Source organism: Arthrobacter sp. T2-23 (assembly GCF_055398325.1).
The window spans coordinates 2,377,495-2,393,102 of record NZ_AP027917.1; the positions used below are offsets into that span (position 1 = coordinate 2,377,495).

The following is a 15,608-nucleotide window of genomic DNA, read 5'->3' on the forward strand; positions in this document are numbered from 1 at the left end:
GTGGACTTGCGTCTATTCTGAAGTGACCTGACTCACAGGGCCGGAAAGGCCTGAAAATATGCAAAAAGAACCGCTTTCTACAGGTTTTATGCAGCAATGAAGGGGAAACCATGGAACTCAGCGAGGAAGACCTCGCCCTGATCAACGTCCTGCAGATTGCACCGCGCCTGAGCTGGGCAGATGCCGCGGAGGTCCTGGGCGTTCACGCCACCACCCTCGCGGCCCGCTGGGAGCGGCTGCGGGCCTCCGGCGTTTCCTGGATCACCGCCCACCTGATCGGCGACCCCCACCAGATGTGCCTGGCGTTTGTCGCCGTGGACTGCGAAATGAACCGGCGCGAGGAGGTCACCGCCCGGCTCGCCGGGATGCCGGAAATCATCACGGTCGAGGAGGCCGCCAGCAACCGGGACTTGATGCTGACCGTCATCACCTCTTCCCTGGACGAGTTCAACACGAAGGTGATCCAGCGGCTGAAGGAGATTGACGGTCTGCTCAAGTACCAGACCGCACTGTGCACTCGGCTGCACGCCAGCGGCGGATCATGGCGGCTCAACCTGCTCAGCCGCGCACAGCAGGCCGCGGTCAAGGCCATGGCCGGACCCGAGGCCACCGGAGGCGTCCGGGCCGCCGCCAGGGAGGACCTGCCCGCCAGCCACCTGGCGCTCCTCCCGTACCTGGCCAAGGACGGGCGGGCGACGGCGGCGGAGATTGCCCGCGGGCTGGGCCGGCATCCGGCCACGGTCCAGCGGCAGCTCAACCGGGTGCTCGCGAGCGGAATCCTGTCCTTCCGCTGCGAGGTCGCCCAGCGGTTTTCGGCCTTCCCGGTGACCTGCCAGTGGTTTGTCAACGTGCCGGCCGGCCGGCACGAGGAAGCGGCCGCCGAGCTGAAGACGATGCGGAACGTGAGGCTGAGCGCCTCCACCACGGGGCCCACCAACTTCGTGATCGTCATGTGGCTGCAGTCCCTGGCGGACGTGATGAGCGTCGAGTTGGCGCTGCAGCAGAAGGTGCCGGGGATCGTGTTGGTGGAAAGCGTCGTCATGCTGAGCACAGTGAAGCGCGTGGGCTGGATGCTGAACCCGGACTCCAGGGCCAGCGGCGCCGTCGTGGTTCCGGCCGAAGGCATCGGTGCGGCCGAATGAGCATCCCGCTTAGGGTGGCCGGCGGTCCGGCCCAGCCGCCATCGCGGGAGGAGAGCCCCTCTTGTAGGCTGTGGCACGTGGCCAGAACAGACCCGCCCCCACGGCGTGGAGATCCCGAACCGGAAGCGGCCGGCATTTTCCACCGCCGCTACCTGCTGGTCACTCTCGGCGCCCTGGCCCTGGTGTTCCTGGCGGCCTTCGAATCGCTGGCGGTGACCACCATCATGCCGCTGGTCAGCCGCGAACTCGACGGCGCCAGCCTCTATGCACTTGCCTTCGCCGGGCCGCTGGCGACGGGGGTCATCGGGATGGTCGCGGCCGGCAACTGGTCGGACCGGCGCGGGCCGGTGGGTCCGCTCTATGCCTCCGTGGCACTGTTCGGCCTGGGCCTGCTGATCGCCGGATCGGCGGGGACCATGCCGGCCCTCGTTGCCGGGCGGCTGGTGCAAGGACTGGGCGGCGGTGCGATGACAGTGGCGCTCTACGTTGTGCTCGCCCGGGTCTATCCGCCGGTGCTGCACCCGAAGATCTTCGCCGCTTTTTCCGCAGCCTGGGTGATCCCCTCCCTGGTGGGCCCCTTCGCAGCAGGTCTAGTGGCACAGCTGGCCAGCTGGCACTGGGTGTTCCTTGGCGTCGTGGGACTGGTGGTGCCGGCCTTGCTGATGATCGTGCCGGCCCTGTATGGGCTGCGTGGCGGTCCCGAAAACGCGAAGGGAACCGCAAAGGAAACTGCGCCGGGGGAAGCAGCTGTGGCCGGCGCGAGCCGCTCCCCGGGCTACGGCGGGCTGGCCTGGGCCGCGCTCGCGGCGCTCGCAGTGCTCGGCCTGAATCTTTCCGACCGGCTTCCGACGGCGGGCGGAATGGTAGCGGTCGCAGCCGTCGCCGTCGCCCTGATTGCCGTCCGCCCGCTCGTGCCCCGCGGAACCCTGACCGCCCGGCGTGGCCTCCCCAGCGTCATCCTGACCCGCGGACTGGCCTCGGCTGCGTTTTTTGGCGCCGAAGTCTACCTGCCGTACCTCCTGGTGGAACGCTATGTCTTCTCGCCCACCTTCGCCGGACTGACCCTTACCGGGGGCGCCGTCGCGTGGGCTGCCGGTTCCGCGGTCCAGGGCAGGCTCGGGGCGCGCCTTGATCACCGCCGCGCGGTTCGGACCGGCGCAGCACTGGTGCTGGGCGCCATCATCCTGGTGCTGGCGACCACGGTCCTGCACTGGCCGGCCGCCGTCGTGATCATCGCCTGGGTGTTCGCCGGCGGTGGCATGGGGTTGATGTATGCGCGTCTGAGCGTGATGACCCTGGCTTTGTCCGACCAGCACAACGAGGGTTTCAACAGCTCGGCGATGTCCATCTCCGATTCTCTCGGCGGCGCCTTGGCGCTCGCCGGCACGGGGCTGGTCTTCGCGGCGTTCGCGCCAACGACGCCGGCGGCGGGCATCGGCATCGCGCCCTTTGTGGGGGTGTTCGCGCTCACCGCCGCGATCGGCGTTGGGAGCGTGGCGGTGGCAGCGCGGGTGCCGAGGCGGCAGCAGCCGTAGCCCGTCGGAAATGAGAGGGTGGCCGCAGATGCTAGACTGGGGGAACTTGATGTGCAGTGATGCCCACTTTTGATTCGGTTGACCGGCTTCGGTCCATCAGTCGGATCCCTGCCGGATTCCCTCGGGAATCCGCACGCAGGCAGTGGGACTTTTTCATGTGAGAGGCACATCCTGCGTCGATGAACGCGTTCTATTTGGTCCCGGCGGCCTGCGAAATATCGCAAGCAGCCCGGTTGATCACCTGACTTTTCTTCGGCGAACCCCTGGTCCAACCGGCGCCGGGGGCCGATATCCGCATGGATACCGCCTGAAAGACCTTTGAAACACATGACTACTTTTGCTGCCCTCGGCACGCCCAAGGCCCTCGCCGACACCCTCACCGCACAGGGGATCGTTGAACCGTTCCCCATCCAGGTCAAGACCCTCCCGGACACCCTGGCCGGACGCGACGTCCTGGGCCGCGGCCGCACCGGTTCCGGCAAGACCATCGCCTTCGCCATCCCCTTGGTGGCCCGGCTCGCTGAGCGGGAAGCCGCCCACTTCCGCAAGCCCGGCCGCCCCATGGGCCTGGTCCTTGCACCCACCCGCGAGCTGGCCACCCAGATCAACGCCACCATCGAGCCCATGGCCAAGGCCCTGGGCCTGACCACCACCGTGATCTACGGCGGCATCTCCCAGGCCCGCCAGGAAAAGGCCCTCCGCGCCGGCGTCGACATCGTCATCGCCTGCCCGGGCCGCCTGGAGGACCTGATCCGCCAGCGCATCCTGACCCTCGAAGCCGTCGAGATCACCGTCCTGGACGAGGCCGACCACATGGCCGACCTCGGTTTCCTCCCGGTGGTCAAGAAGCTCATGGACATGACCCCCAGCCAGGGCCAGCGCCTCCTCTTCTCCGCCACCCTGGACAACGGCGTGGACAAGATCGTCCAGCGCTACCTGTCCAACCCGCTGACCCACTCCGTGGACGACCCGCAGGCCGCGGTGACCACCATGGAGCACCACGTCCTCGTCGTCAACGACCAGACCGTCAAGAAGCAGCTGATCGTCGAGCTTGCCTCGGGCGCCGGCCGCCGGGTGCTCTTCATGCGCACCAAACACCACGCCCGCAAGCTGGCGAAGACCCTGACCGACGCCGGGATCCCCGCCGTCGATCTCCACGGCAACCTCTCGCAGAACGCCCGTGACCGCAACCTGGCGGAGTTTTCCTCCGGCGACGTCCGCGTCCTGGTGGCCACCGACGTCGCGGCCCGCGGCGTCCACGTCGACGACGTCGAGCTGGTCATCCACGTGGATCCGCCCACGGAGCACAAGGCATACCTGCACCGTTCCGGCCGTACGGCCCGTGCAGGCTCCGACGGTACCGTGGTCACGCTGACCCTGCCGGAGCAGCAGTCCGACGTTAAGAAGCTCATGAAGGCTGCCGGCGTCGAGGTCAACTTCGAACGCGTTACCGCCAACTCCCCGCTGGTTGCAGAACTGGTCGGCGAAATGGCCGAGAAGATCGATCCGCGCACCCGCGCCGCGTTGCTGGCCGCCAAGGCCAAGCAGCAGGGCGGCGGCACCTCCACGGGTGCCAACGCCGAGCGCAAGCGCGCCCGCCGCACCAGCCAGGCTGCACCCACCGCGGGCGGCCGGGGTGGCCGTGGCGGACGCGGGCGCGTCACCGCCGAAGCGCCCCGCACGGATCTTCCCCGCGCTGAGCGCCGCGCCGTGGCCTATGAAGGCCAGGCCGCTGCCCGCGACGCGGCCGAGCGTGTCGCGGAAAAGAACCAGGACCGGGCCGACGCCGAGCGCGCCGAACGCCGCAACGCACGGGGCCGTGGCCGCACCACCGCCTACGCGCACCACAACGATGTTCCCGCCGCCGGCGGCCGCGCCTCGGCCGGCCGTGGTTCGGACGGACGCGCTGCCGAGGGCCGTAGCGACTCCCGCGGCGGTTCCGCTCCCCGCGGCGGCGCACCGCGCACCGGCGGCGCACCGCGCACGGGCGGCGCACCCCGCACCGGCGCCTCGGCCGGTGGACAGCGCGGCGGACGCCCCGCAACTGGCCAGCGCGCCGCTGCCGGCGCCAAGTCCGGCGGCTCCGCGGCCGTCTGGTCCTCCAACACCGGCGGCACCTCGGGCGGATCCTACGCGGGCGGCGGCAACGGCCGCTCCGGCGAAGGCCGTCCGGCACGCAGCGGCGGCCCCCGCCGCGCGTCGGCACCGGCGTCGAACGAACGCCGCAGCCGCTAAGGTCGCTTGTTCGCTACGTTAGGTAGCTGATGACACGCAAATGCCGGTCGCTTCGGGAATTCCCGCAGCGACCGGCACTATGCGCAGCGCAAAGTCACAACCTCGAGCGCCAGTTACCAGCCGCGGGCGCGCCACTCTTTTAGATGCGGTCGTTCCGCACCCAGGGTGGTGGGCTTGCCGTGGCCGGGGTGCACCACGGTGTCATCCGGATACACGTTGAACAGTCGCTCGCTGACATCGGTGATCAGCTGGGCAAACCGGGCCGGATCCTTCTGGGTGTTGCCCACCCCTCCGGGGAACAACGAGTCGCCGGAGAAGATGTGTGCCGGGCCCTCCGGGTCTTGGTACACGAAAGCCACCGAGCCGGGGGTGTGGCCTCGCAGGTGCACCGCCGTCACGTCGAAGCCGTCGAAGTTGCCGACGTCGCCGTGACCCAGCAGCACATCCACCTTCACCGGCAGCTCGGCGGCGTCGTCGGTCCCGGCCGCCGTCTTCGCCCCGGTCGCTTCCACCAGGCCCGGCAGCGCACGGACGTGGTCCCAGTGCTGGTGCGTCGTGGCGATCAGCGCCAGCTTCGGCGTCGCCTCGGTGTCCGCGGCGGCGTCGGCGAGCAGACCCTGGATGGCGGCAAGATCATCGGCCGCATCGATCAGGAGCTGCGCGCCGGAGGCCTTGGCCGTGAGCACGTACACGTTGTTGTCCATCTCGCTGACCGAAATTCGGCGGATGGTGATGTCACGTAACGAGTGAATAAGCGAGTCCATGGGCTGCAGTCTACAGATTCGCTATTCACGGCCCTGGGACACCCAGTTGGGGTCCGCGGAGCGGGAACCGACGACGGCGTCCGCGGCGGCGTCGAGCCGCTCAAGGTGCGCCGGAGTCAGCGCCAGGGCCAGGGCGCCCAGGTTCTCGTCGATCCGGTCCGCCTTGCGCGTGCCGGGGATCGGGACCACGGGCAGCCCGTGCTTCCGGCCCTGCGCAAGCAGCCAGGCCAGTGCCACCTGGGCCGGCGTCGCGGTCTGTCCGGGGCTGCTGAGCTCGGCGGCGACGGACTGGACCGCGGCCACCACGGCCTGGTTGGCGTCCAGCGCGGCGTCGGCGAAGCGCGGGATGTTGCGGCGGAAGTCGTTGCTGCCCAGCTTTGAGGCGTCGACGGTACCGGTGAGGAATCCCCGGCCAAGCGGCGAGTACGGCACAAAACCAATGCCAAGTTCGGCCGCGGCAGGGACGATGTTGCGTTCCACGTCGCGACTCCAGATGGACCATTCGCTCTGGACCGCGGCGATCGGGTGGACGCTGTTGGCCTCCCGCAGTTCCTCGGCCGTCACCTCGGACAAGCCCAGATGCCGCACTTTTCCGGCCTGCACCAGCCCCGCCATGGCCTCAACGGTTTCCACAATCGGAACGCGGAGGTCGCGGCGGTGCATGTAGTACAGGTCGATGGTGTCGGTACCCAGGCGCTGCAGGCTGCGGTCGACGGCCTGCTTTATGTAGCCGGCGTCGCCGCGGATGTCCGAGTAGCCGGTGGACGGGGTTCCCACGAGGCCGAACTTGGTGGCCAGCTGCACCTCGCCGCGGCGGTCCTTGAGCAGCCGGGCTATCAGCTCCTCGTTGCTGCCGCCGCCGTAAATGTCCGCCGTGTCGATGAAGCTCACGCCAGCGTCCACTGCATGGTGCAGGGTGGCCAGGGCCTCGGCCGGATCCACTTCGCCGTAGACCGGGGTCAGGGCCATTCCGCCGAACCCCAGCGGGCTGACGCTGAGGCCGTCACCGAGCTGGATTGTTGCTGAAGTCATCTTTGGTCTCCTGTCACTGATGGTGCCGTCCCTGCCAAGAACTCCGGCGGCCGCGCCGCTATTCCGGGAATAGGCGCCCGTTTCTCCCCACCTTTGACCGCTGCCGGGCCCCGACGACGGCGCGCCGCGGGGGACACGCCGTCGTACTGCCTCAGACGTTGGGGGATTGCGCGGGGGAGGACGGCTGCAGCTTCAGCCCGGCCGCGCAGCCGACGATCCCGGCGATAAACAGCAGCTTCAGCGGGTTGGCGGGCTCGACGCCGGTCGCCATCGCCCAGCCGACGGTCAGGGCTGCGCCGATCCCCACCCAGACGGCGTAGGCGGTCCCTAGCGGGATGCGCCTGACGGCGAGGCCGAGCCCCGCCAGGCTCAGGGTTGCCGCCACGGCGAACACGGCCGTGGGCAGCGGCTTGGTGAAGCCGTCGGACTGGCCGAGCGCGGTGGCCCAGACACCCTCCAAGACCGCGGAGGCCAGCAGGATGAGCCACGCCGGCGTCGCCGCGGGTGCCTTGGCCGCCGGATCCGGCCTCCGGTTCGCGGCCATGGTCACGCCACCAACTTCAGGCCGGCCACGCACGCCACGATCCCGCCGAGCAGCAGAATCCGCCCGGCGGTCGCAGGCTCAACTTTGGTGGCCATGGCGTAGGCAGAGGTCAGGACCACGCCGACGCCCACCCAGACGGCGTAGGCGGTGCCGGTCGGAATGGACTGCATGGCGATGGCGAGTCCGCCCGTGCTGGCCAGGACGGAAACGAGGAAGACGGCGGCCGCCGGAATCCGGCGGCGGCCCGTGGCCTGCGACGTCCGGTGCAGGGCAGCGGCCCAGACGGCTTCCAGTGCGCCGGACAAGATGAGAATTAACCACGACATGACTGCTCCTGTGGCCAGTCTTGTCGCGTGCCGGGTACTGAACCGTCGTCCGGAGGCCGCAGAAGGGCGGCCTTGTTTTCCAGCGTAGCAACGCAGGGGTAGAGGGACGGACTTCCCGCGCGACCCCGGCCGCGGCTCAGGGGGCAGCGGCCCGAAGGGTCAGCCGGCGGCGGGGTCGATCGACACAACGGCCAGGAATCCGCGGCCTAGGATCTCGGGGGAGGCGCTGTCCGAACCCACGACGGCGTCATAGCGGTCCAGCGTCCGGGGCTCGGCGCCGGCTGCGATCCCATCTGCAGCTCCTGGCGTGACCGCGGCCTGGCCCTGCAGCAGGATGCCCAGTTGGCCGTCGAACACCGGATGCGACCGCTTCTTCGAGAGTTCGATGATGGACGTGTAGCCCTTGAAGGCCCCACGGCGCGTGATGACGTTCAAGTCGCGGACGTCGCCCGTCGGCAGGGCACCGGTCGCGGCGGCGTCGCCGGAGAACCGGAACGGCCGGTACTTCTCCAGCGGGTGCTCGGCGCCGTCGACGCTCAACAGCAACAGCTCGCCCTCGACCACGGTCAGGACGCGGTCCATGCCCGGAAATGCCGAGAAGTCGCCCGCCTTCGAGATCTCCGCGATGCTCACCCGCCAGTCCCAGCTTCCGTCCGCCGCGCCCTGCCCTCTGGCCTCCGGGAATCGGGCCACTTCGCGGGTTACCCCGCCGCCGTTGCGCCAAGGGCGGGGTTTGAGCTCGGCATAGCGGATGATCTGCATGACCTCAGCCTAGCCATCGGCCGTGTGGCCCCGTCAGCGTAACCTCGGCGCGGCCGGGGTGGGCTTGCTAACGTCAAAGCAGCAGAAGGCTACGAAGGGATCCGCGATGTTCGTCAAAGTATGCGGCCTCAGCACCGCCGAATCGGTGCGGGCAGCGGTCGACGCCGGGGCGGATGCGGTCGGCTTCGTGCTCACCCCTAGTCCCCGGCAGGTGGCACCGGAACGTGCCAGGGAGCTTCTCGACGGGGTGCCGGCCGGGGTTGCCGCGGTCGGGGTCTTCCGGCACGAGGCGGCGGCCGACGCCGTCGAGGTGGCGCGCGCAGCCGGGCTGGAATGGGTGCAGCTGCACGGCGAACGCACCCCGGAGGATGTCCGGACGGTGCACGGTGCGGGCCTGAAAGTCATCCGCGCCGTCACCATGGCCGCCGCGCCGGAAGCGTTTGCCGACTGGGGGGAGGAGCTGCTGCTCATCGATGCGGCCGTTCCCGGCTCCGGCGAAGCCTGGGATTATGCATCGGTCCGGGACCTGGGGCTGGCCGGCCGGAAATGGCTGTTAGCCGGTGGCCTTGATCCGGCAAACGTCGCCCGGGCCGCCACGGCGGCCGACGCGTGGGGAGTGGACGTCTCCTCCGGCGTCGAACAATCCCGGGGGGTCAAAGATCTTTCCAAAATCAGGGCCTTCGTTAAGGCGGCTAAGGGCGCCTGACCGGCACGCAGCGGCGGCCGGGGAGAATTCCCCGGCCGCCGCTGCGTGTGTCCTGCAACTAGGAGCGCTTGATAACTACGTCATCAATGTTGCAGTCGCCCATCTGGCGGTTGTGTTCGGCTCCGAGTTGGACCTTGCTCAGTCCGGTGCCGGCCATGCTGACCGCGCTGCTGGAGTACTTCAGCACTCCGTCAAACCAGACCTGGATGGTCGACTTGGTGCCATTACTGGTGACCCGCATCTGGACCCGGTGCCAGGCGTTGAGGGTGATGCTTCCGGCGATCAGCTTGGTGTAAACGAACGTTCCGTTGGGATCGGTCACCCGAAGCCAGAGCTGGCCGTTGCTGTTGTAGCGGTATACGTCGGCTACCCGGGTGCTCCCGGAGAAGAACCGGAAGTAGGGGACGTCGTTTCCGGCCAACCCGGCCTGCGTGACGTCGAACCAGCCGTCCGCGTAGACGGTCTTGGTTGTGGATGGAAAAGCCGGGGTGGAGAGGTTGGCGAGGGACCCTGCATCCGAGGTGACGTGCAGCTTAGCCGAGCAGGTCCCCGTCTTGGCGAGGGGGCTCGTGACGGCGGCCGTGCCCGTTCCCGACACTTGCGGAATGAGCGGAGAAAGGCTGCCGGATTCAAAGTTCGTGGCGACCGCGACAGTGCCGGGGAAGGTGTTCGTGGGCACGGGTGTGCCCGCCTTGCAGGTGGCCGCAGAGCTTGCCTGCGCTGAGCCGAACAGCATGCCAGTGACGAGCAGGCTCAGGGTTCCTAACGTGCCGAGTGCTTTTAGTGTTCTCATTTGATCAACTCTCAGGATTTCGTGCGAGCGGTTACTTCAACTGATCCAGCGGGTGCGATCCGCCGGCGCTGGTTTATGGCAGCTCCATGAACTGCCCGATCAGCGTCACGCCAATGAAGAAAAGCAGGGCCCCGGCCGTGCACGGGCGGCCGGGAACCGTTATTACTAGTGGTGCGGGTCCGCGCCACCGCCGGCAGCCCTCAAGCCCCGGAACGACGGGGAACCCGCGTGTCTGGAGAATCATTTCGCCACTATCAGGTCGCTCCTGGTTCTCCGGAAGTCCACGGCCAATAGGCCGAGGGTGGCAAGGGCAAGAAGGCATACTCCCACCGGAGGCGCCCAGAGATGCGCATAAATCATGGCGGTGGCCACGAGTGTGGAGAGGGTAAGGCTGACGGCGACGGCGAGCGCGGTCGCCAGCGGGATCGCTCCGGCCGCCACCGTTGAGCTGGCAGGCGCGAAGCGGATCAGGAGGACCAGCGCCGTGCCTGGTCCCGCGAGCAGGAACAGGCCGACGACGGCGAGCCGGAGTGACTCTGGCCCTAGGAAAGAGAGCGGTATGGCTGCTACCGCCACGGCTGCCGTTGCGTAGCCCACGTGCGTGCGTTCAATTGCCATTTTTTGCTCCTTCGATGTGGAAGATGACACCGCCGGCGTTTTCGCTGACCTTCTGCCAGCCCGGTCCGGTGCCGCAAGTGTCGATAAAGCGTTGAAGGTCCCCGGCCGGCCTCGTGCCGCGAAGCTCCGCGGCGTGCTGCTGGCTGGCCGTGACGATGAGGTACGCTCCGGCTCGCCGGGCGATCTGGTTTGCCGTGTCGCAGCTCAGCGGTGCAGCATCGGGCCGGGGTTCGACGGCGGCCAGGGCACGGTAGTCGTAGCTGGCGTACTCCTGGTATTTCCAGGGGGTGTTGCGGATCGCCTCGATCAGCACGGAGCCGGGAGGTGCCGTCGCGTAGAGCCGGTCAACGAGGGCGATTTCAGCGCGTGAGAAGGTCTCCATGCTGTCGTTGCCGTACCGCGTGACGAGGGTCGTAGTTGCCAGCGCCGCGCCAAGCACGAGCAACACCACACCGCGCACCAGACCGGGTCCGGCCGGCCGGTCCCACATCAGCGGGAGCACCACCAAGCACGCCGCGAACGGCAGGCTGAACAGGAAGAGCCGCAGCAACAGTTCGCCGCCGTAGGGCTGGACCGACACCAGCAGGAGCGGAGCCAGGGCGCCAACCGCGGCGGCCAGCCACGGTGTGGCCCTCCGGTGGCCCATAACGGCGCCGATGATCGCGAGGATCCAGATCACCCCGACCTCTGCCATGCGGGTGTAGACCACCGCGAGGTGCGGACCGCTGCCGGAAATCCTGTCGTTCAGTGCCCCGAGCGTGTTTGCGCCAATGTCGCCGAAGGATCCGAAGAGCTGGTCCTGGTGGCCCTGGAAGTAGGCGGAGGCGACAAATACGAGCCACATCACGGGGAGGACCAGTGCCAGAAGCGGTAGGAACCGCGAGCGCAGCCGCCCAATCAGCATGAAGGCCACGAGGACCGGGACAGCGGCGAACGGGGTCAGCTGGTGCGAGGCCGTCATGGCCAGCAGGATCAGCGCGCAAATCCCCATGAGGATCGCTGAATCCCGCTGGGAGGGCTGGATGAGTCCCTGCTGCGGTCCTGAGCTATCCAGTCTGTCCACGGTGCGGCCAAGCGCCGTGGTAAAGCGGTTGCCACCGGTGGGCCAGGCCCAGCCGGTGAACGTGCTCAGGAGGCAGGCGAAGAGCGTGACGAGCAGGATGAACGCGTAGGCCTGCGGCGCCAGGTAGTCCTGTCCGACCCAGCTGGTCAGGTAGAAGATCCAGATGCCGGCCCAGGCATGGCGCCGGTTAGCCGTGAGCCGCGTGGCCAGTGCCAGCAGGGGAGCAAGCAGCAGGAGATTGATGCCTACCGGCGCCCAGGTGGCGATGACCATAAGATCCTTTGCGCCGGTTGCGCCGGAAAGCATCCCCAGCAGGTCGAAAAAGCCCGGCCAGTTGAAGTAGGCGTCCAGGTTCGGGTTCAGCTGCCCGGACTGGGCGATGCTGTCGGCGATGCCGAGGTGCCGGTAGCTCGCTTCAAGCCGGGGCAGTCCGTGGATTATTGGATCGGCGCCATGCAGGATGAGCACGGTGACCAGCACCTGGCCGGCAAGGAGCGCCGGAACGAACTGCCGTAGGTTCAGCGTGGCGACGAAGCCGGTCAGGCTGAGGGCCAGGGCGACGAAATACACGGGGGGAAGCAGGGCGATGAGCCCGGTCCCGTCGGTCTGGCCAGGGTCGACCTGCCGCAGTCCCCAGATGCCCAGGATCAGGGCCAGGGCTGCGATTCCCGCCAAGGCGCCGATCTGCCAGAGGGGGCTTGATTCTACCCGGTGCTCGGCAGACGGGGGAGTGGCGCCGTGTTTCACGCCGTGTTTGGCCTCGTCCCTGGCGCCTTCGTGGCGCCCATGCGCCGACGGAGCAGCGGGGACAACGGTTGAGGGTTCGGGTGTCATGATTTCTCGATTCCAGTGGGCTCGTTGAATGCCGCTGAAGAGACCGGGTCAGGTGCAGCGGGCTTCACTCGGGTCAGAGTGATCAGACGCCAGACGGCGATGAGCGCCGCGGCCGCCTGGGCGGCGGACCAGAGCACGGACACGCCGGTAAGGCCGTATTGCTGGGCAACGGCGGCGGCCGGGAGGACCACCAGCGCGGCCGTCAGGACCGCGACGAATGTCGATTCCAACAGGCGCCCCCGGGCGCGGCACAGGCCGTAATAGACCTGGGTCACGCAACTGAGCAGCAGTGCCGGTACGAGGACCGGCAATAGGACCCAGGCGGAGGCGTAGTGCGGACCGAGGAACTGCAGGAGATAGGGCCCCAACAGCAGGAGGATCAGCCCCGCCGCGAGGGTGAGCAGCAGGCTTGCGCGGATGGCGGAGGCAACCAGCCCTGGTTTGGCCCGCGTTCCGGCCAGGGCAGTCTGAAGTGAGAACCCTGCCGACTGCGGGACAAAGAAGACTGCGGAGGCCATCATCCACACGATGTACCAGGCGGCGGTCGACGCCGGGCCGAGGGTGGCGGCGACGATCAAGGGCAGGAGGTAGCCCGGGGCCCGGTCCGCCAGCATGAGGGCGTGGTTGGGCAGGCCCGGCCTGAGCAGGCCGACGGCCGACCGGGGGCGCAGGCCGTGCCGCCAATCCGGTTCCAGGCGCGCCCGGCGAAGCTGGCGCAACCCCGAGAGGACACTGACCAGGGCCCCCGCTCCCACGGCGCCCACCACGACCGACAGATCGCGGATCCCGGCGGCGAAGGCCAGACCGAGGACGCCCAGCTGCACCAGGCTTTGCAGCAGGCTGCGCACCAGTGCACGGTCCGCCCGCTCCTGGGCCACGCCGATGTGGTCCAGCTGGTAGGCCGCGCTGGCGAAAAGTGCCGTCGCGAGGAAGATGACCGTCACGAGCGGGTTCTTCCACGCCTCTCCGACGCCCGAACCCAGCGCGTAGGTGACCACCGCGAGCACCCCGCCGACCACCAGTGCGGAAACCGCGACGGTCAGCAGGCTCGTGGCGGTCAGCCGGCGGCCGCCGTCGGGCTCGCTGGGCAGGAGCGTCAGGGTTGCCGGTCCGACGCCGAGCATGCCGAGTTGGACGGTGAGGAGGGCGGCGGAGACCACCGCTGACCCCAGCCCGATTTGTTCCGGCGGCAGCAGCAGCGCGGCGAGCGCCCAGAACAGGAAGCCCGTCACCATGGGAGCGATCCGTGCCGCCGCGAGCCAGGCCGCGTTGCCGCCGACGGAGAGCGGGCGCGACTGGGGGCGGAGGATCTCGCCAAACATCGCTCGGTAGTTGTAGAGCAGGAAGCCGGCCCAGTAGGGCAGGAAGCGGGGGGCATGGACCAGGGACAGGCCCACCCCGCGCACGGAGGCCAGCAGCGGCAACACGGCCAGCCAGCCGGCCCGGCCCGGGTGCTTCCGGATGGTCCGGGCCATGCCGGCGCCGTCCTGGAGCCACTGGTCGCGGGCGCAGTCGAACGTATCGGCGAAGCGGTGCCGGACCACGGTGGTGGGGGAGACGCCGAGCTTGTAGCCGCCGTTCTCGAGCCGGATCCGCAGTTCGATGTCCTCACCGGAGCGGAAGTTGTCATCGAAACCAACGGACAGCAGCACCTCGCGGCGCATCAGCGTGGCGCTGACACCGAACCACGAGCGGACCCGGCTGTGGTTGTGGTGCCACGCCAGGGCGGCGCCCCAGTAGCCGGGGCCGTCGGACTCGCTGGCCAGACCGAACTGCAGGCCGTCGTAGGCGCCGTCGTCGAACTCGCGCAGCAGCCGCTTGAGGGTGCCCGGCGGCAGCACGACGTCGGCGTCAATCAGCGCCACGACCTCGCAGCCGGCATTCTGCACGCCCAGCATCCTGGCGGCCGGCAGGCCGCGGCCCTCGTCGGAGAGGACACGGGCCCCAAAAGACCGCGCAATGCTGGCCGTGTCGTCGAGTGAACAGCCGTCGACCACGATAATCTCGCGCGGGTTCTGGGCGCGGACCGATTCCAGGCACTCGCCCAGCCAGGCCGCGGCGTTCCGCGCCGGAATGATCACGGACACCTCAAGATCCCCCACCGGCCCGTACCTCACTCATCCAATTTCGTGCGGACCAGGTTGGCCACGTAGTCCGAGGTCCGGTCGGCGGACCAGGCTGCGGGGATCCGCAGGAGCGAGCAGGGCACGTCTTCCAGCGCCCGGCGCACAACTGCCGCCTTTTGGCCGAAATGGTCCTCGAGGGGCACGAGGCCGGTCGCCCCGAGCGCTTCGACCAGCCGCCGGGACACCATCGGCAGTTCGGAGTGGAAGTTGCCGATGATGCGGGAAGTCATCCACTCGCGGCTGCGTGCCTCCAGCCTCGCTTCGGAACCGTCGAACCGTTCGAGGAAGATCGCCAGCCGTGCCGGCGCTGCGGAGGAGATCCGTTCGGCCCCGAACACCTGGTCCGGTTGCACCATCCGGTGTTCGGGGGACCAGCGGCGGGTGAACGCCGCGGTCTTTGGGTACCGGACGATGACGGGGTGCACGGCCGTGGCCAGCCGCGCGACGGGGTTGGTGAGCCAGCCCGGTGCGAGGGGCTTGCGGGTGCCGTGGAAGAGGTCGGGGTAGATGGCGCGGTGGTGCGGCTTGATGAACATCGGCTTGGCGTAGCCCATGAGCATGCCGTCCGCCCCGGTGAAAGCCCAGTCGTCGGCCATGAACCGCACGCCCGGAGTGGCGACCAGCTTGGCGACGGTGCTGGTCTTGCCGACCCCGCCCCAGGCCGGCAGCAGGACCCCGGAGCCACGGAAGTCCACGACGGCGGCATGGATCATGGCGGCGTCCTCGCGGACGCACAGCCGGTCGAGCAAGGGGATGACGGCGGTCAGGAGTTCACCCTGGCCTTGGACCCGGTAGCCGTCGCGGGTTTCGATGATCTGCACACGGTCGGCGGGAAGGTAGAGGGAGTCGCCGGTGAAACGGTAGGCGTCCTCTGCATGTGACTGCTCGGCAATAGGCGAGACGGCTCCGCTGATGTGCAGGCGAAGCGGCGCCCGTGAACCGCGAAGGAAGGGCGCGAGCATGTCGCGCAACTGAGCCTCGCCCGGAGTGCCGGGCTCGACGTCGATGCCGACGAGGCCGTGGATGTCGAAGCTCGCGCCAGCGGAGGCGCCCGCAGGGGTCAGCACGTCCCGCTCGGACTGGCTCATAGTTCGAGCCGCCTGGAACCAAGACTGCGGCCGCGGGCGA

Annotated in this window: 14 protein-coding genes and 1 riboswitch; of the genes, 4 read left to right on the forward strand and 10 right to left on the reverse strand. The window is 68.7% G+C overall.

Annotated elements, in window-relative coordinates; all coding sequences use genetic code 11:
* Nucleotides 1–110: 110 nt before the first annotated feature.
* From ACZ5Z0_RS10980 to ACZ5Z0_RS10990, 3 genes are all read left to right on the forward strand, one after another.
* Nucleotides 111–1,142, forward strand: coding sequence for an Lrp/AsnC family transcriptional regulator (locus tag ACZ5Z0_RS10980; RefSeq protein WP_464108448.1), 1,032 nt, complete (start codon nt 111–113; stop codon nt 1,140–1,142).
* Between the two features lie 77 nt (nt 1,143–1,219).
* Complete coding sequence (locus ACZ5Z0_RS10985; RefSeq protein ID WP_464108449.1) at nt 1,220–2,677, forward strand: MFS transporter; 1,458 nt, start codon at nt 1,220–1,222, stop codon at nt 2,675–2,677.
* 327 nt (nt 2,678–3,004) lie between these two features.
* Nucleotides 3,005–4,912, forward strand: coding sequence for a DEAD/DEAH box helicase (locus tag ACZ5Z0_RS10990; protein WP_464108450.1), 1,908 nt, complete (start codon nt 3,005–3,007; stop codon nt 4,910–4,912).
* A gap of 113 nt (nt 4,913–5,025) precedes the next feature.
* Here ACZ5Z0_RS10990 and ACZ5Z0_RS10995 read toward each other — a convergent pair whose 3' ends face one another.
* From ACZ5Z0_RS10995 to ACZ5Z0_RS11015, 5 genes are all read right to left on the reverse strand, one after another.
* Nucleotides 5,026–5,676, reverse strand: coding sequence for an MBL fold metallo-hydrolase (locus ACZ5Z0_RS10995; RefSeq protein WP_464108451.1), 651 nt, complete (start codon nt 5,674–5,676; stop codon nt 5,026–5,028).
* A 21-nt stretch (nt 5,677–5,697) separates the two neighbouring features.
* Nucleotides 5,698–6,708, reverse strand: a complete 1,011-nt coding sequence (locus ACZ5Z0_RS11000; RefSeq protein WP_464108452.1) for an aldo/keto reductase — start codon at nt 6,706–6,708, stop codon at nt 5,698–5,700.
* A 151-nt stretch (nt 6,709–6,859) separates the two neighbouring features.
* On the reverse strand, nt 6,860–7,252 hold the full coding sequence (locus ACZ5Z0_RS11005) for a DMT family transporter (RefSeq protein WP_464110769.1): 393 nt from the start codon (nt 7,250–7,252) through the stop codon (nt 6,860–6,862).
* 2 nt (nt 7,253–7,254) lie between these two features.
* Nucleotides 7,255–7,578 (reverse strand): DMT family transporter, encoded by a 324-nt coding sequence (locus ACZ5Z0_RS11010; protein WP_464108453.1) that lies wholly within the window; start codon nt 7,576–7,578, stop codon nt 7,255–7,257.
* A gap of 9 nt (nt 7,579–7,587) precedes the next feature.
* Nucleotides 7,588–7,654: riboswitch (guanidine-III (ykkC-III) riboswitch) on the reverse strand.
* Between the two features lie 83 nt (nt 7,655–7,737).
* Nucleotides 7,738–8,340 carry a HutD/Ves family protein gene (locus tag ACZ5Z0_RS11015; RefSeq protein ID WP_464108454.1) on the reverse strand — a complete coding sequence of 201 codons (603 nt, stop codon included), beginning with the start codon at nt 8,338–8,340 and terminating at the stop codon, nt 7,738–7,740.
* 106 nt (nt 8,341–8,446) lie between these two features.
* On the opposite strand from ACZ5Z0_RS11015, the gene ACZ5Z0_RS11020 reads away from it, so the two are divergent.
* The gene (locus ACZ5Z0_RS11020) at nt 8,447–9,046 is read left to right on the forward strand and encodes a phosphoribosylanthranilate isomerase (protein WP_464108455.1); all 600 of its coding nucleotides are present in this window, start codon (nt 8,447–8,449) and stop codon (nt 9,044–9,046) included.
* Nucleotides 9,047–9,104: 58 nt separating this feature from the next.
* Here ACZ5Z0_RS11020 and ACZ5Z0_RS11025 read toward each other — a convergent pair whose 3' ends face one another.
* The 5 genes from ACZ5Z0_RS11025 to ACZ5Z0_RS11045 form a co-directional block, all read right to left on the reverse strand.
* Complete coding sequence (locus ACZ5Z0_RS11025) at nt 9,105–9,839, reverse strand: hypothetical protein (RefSeq protein WP_464108456.1); 735 nt, start codon at nt 9,837–9,839, stop codon at nt 9,105–9,107.
* 240 nt (nt 9,840–10,079) lie between these two features.
* Nucleotides 10,080–10,457 (reverse strand): hypothetical protein, encoded by a 378-nt coding sequence (locus ACZ5Z0_RS11030; RefSeq protein ID WP_464108457.1) that lies wholly within the window; start codon nt 10,455–10,457, stop codon nt 10,080–10,082.
* Nucleotides 10,447–12,354 carry a hypothetical protein gene (locus tag ACZ5Z0_RS11035; RefSeq protein WP_464108458.1) on the reverse strand — a complete coding sequence of 636 codons (1,908 nt, stop codon included), beginning with the start codon at nt 12,352–12,354 and terminating at the stop codon, nt 10,447–10,449. Before ACZ5Z0_RS11035 ends, ACZ5Z0_RS11030 begins: the two co-directional genes overlap by 11 nt.
* The gene (locus tag ACZ5Z0_RS11040) at nt 12,351–14,471 is read right to left on the reverse strand and encodes a glycosyltransferase (protein WP_464108459.1); all 2,121 of its coding nucleotides are present in this window, start codon (nt 14,469–14,471) and stop codon (nt 12,351–12,353) included. The genes ACZ5Z0_RS11035 and ACZ5Z0_RS11040 overlap by 4 nt, the downstream gene beginning before the upstream one ends.
* Nucleotides 14,468–15,568 (reverse strand): hypothetical protein, encoded by a 1,101-nt coding sequence (locus tag ACZ5Z0_RS11045; protein WP_464108460.1) that lies wholly within the window; start codon nt 15,566–15,568, stop codon nt 14,468–14,470. The genes ACZ5Z0_RS11040 and ACZ5Z0_RS11045 overlap by 4 nt, the downstream gene beginning before the upstream one ends.
* Nucleotides 15,569–15,608 lie beyond the last annotated feature (40 nt).

What these genes read in the sequence shown, in the direction of transcription:
- ACZ5Z0_RS10980 (WP_464108448.1), top strand. Translation starts at nt 111, where the DNA reads ATGGAACTCAGCGAGGAAGACCTCGCCCTGATCAACGTCCTGCAGATT.
- ACZ5Z0_RS10990 (WP_464108450.1), top strand. Translation starts at nt 3,005, where the DNA reads ATGACTACTTTTGCTGCCCTCGGCACGCCCAAGGCCCTCGCCGACACC.
- ACZ5Z0_RS10995 (WP_464108451.1), bottom strand. Translation starts at nt 5,676, where the DNA reads ATGGACTCGCTTATTCACTCGTTACGTGACATCACCATCCGCCGAATT.
- ACZ5Z0_RS11000 (WP_464108452.1), bottom strand. Translation starts at nt 6,708, where the DNA reads ATGACTTCAGCAACAATCCAGCTCGGTGACGGCCTCAGCGTCAGCCCG.
- ACZ5Z0_RS11005 (WP_464110769.1), bottom strand. Translation starts at nt 7,252, where the DNA reads ATGGCCGCGAACCGGAGGCCGGATCCGGCGGCCAAGGCACCCGCGGCG.
- ACZ5Z0_RS11010 (WP_464108453.1), bottom strand. Translation starts at nt 7,578, where the DNA reads ATGTCGTGGTTAATTCTCATCTTGTCCGGCGCACTGGAAGCCGTCTGG.
- ACZ5Z0_RS11015 (WP_464108454.1), bottom strand. Translation starts at nt 8,340, where the DNA reads ATGCAGATCATCCGCTATGCCGAGCTCAAACCCCGCCCTTGGCGCAAC.
- ACZ5Z0_RS11020 (WP_464108455.1), top strand. Translation starts at nt 8,447, where the DNA reads ATGTTCGTCAAAGTATGCGGCCTCAGCACCGCCGAATCGGTGCGGGCA.
- ACZ5Z0_RS11025 (WP_464108456.1), bottom strand. Translation starts at nt 9,839, where the DNA reads ATGAGAACACTAAAAGCACTCGGCACGTTAGGAACCCTGAGCCTGCTC.
- ACZ5Z0_RS11030 (WP_464108457.1), bottom strand. Translation starts at nt 10,457, where the DNA reads ATGGCAATTGAACGCACGCACGTGGGCTACGCAACGGCAGCCGTGGCG.
- ACZ5Z0_RS11035 (WP_464108458.1), bottom strand. Translation starts at nt 12,354, where the DNA reads ATGACACCCGAACCCTCAACCGTTGTCCCCGCTGCTCCGTCGGCGCAT.
- ACZ5Z0_RS11045 (WP_464108460.1), bottom strand. Translation starts at nt 15,568, where the DNA reads ATGAGCCAGTCCGAGCGGGACGTGCTGACCCCTGCGGGCGCCTCCGCT.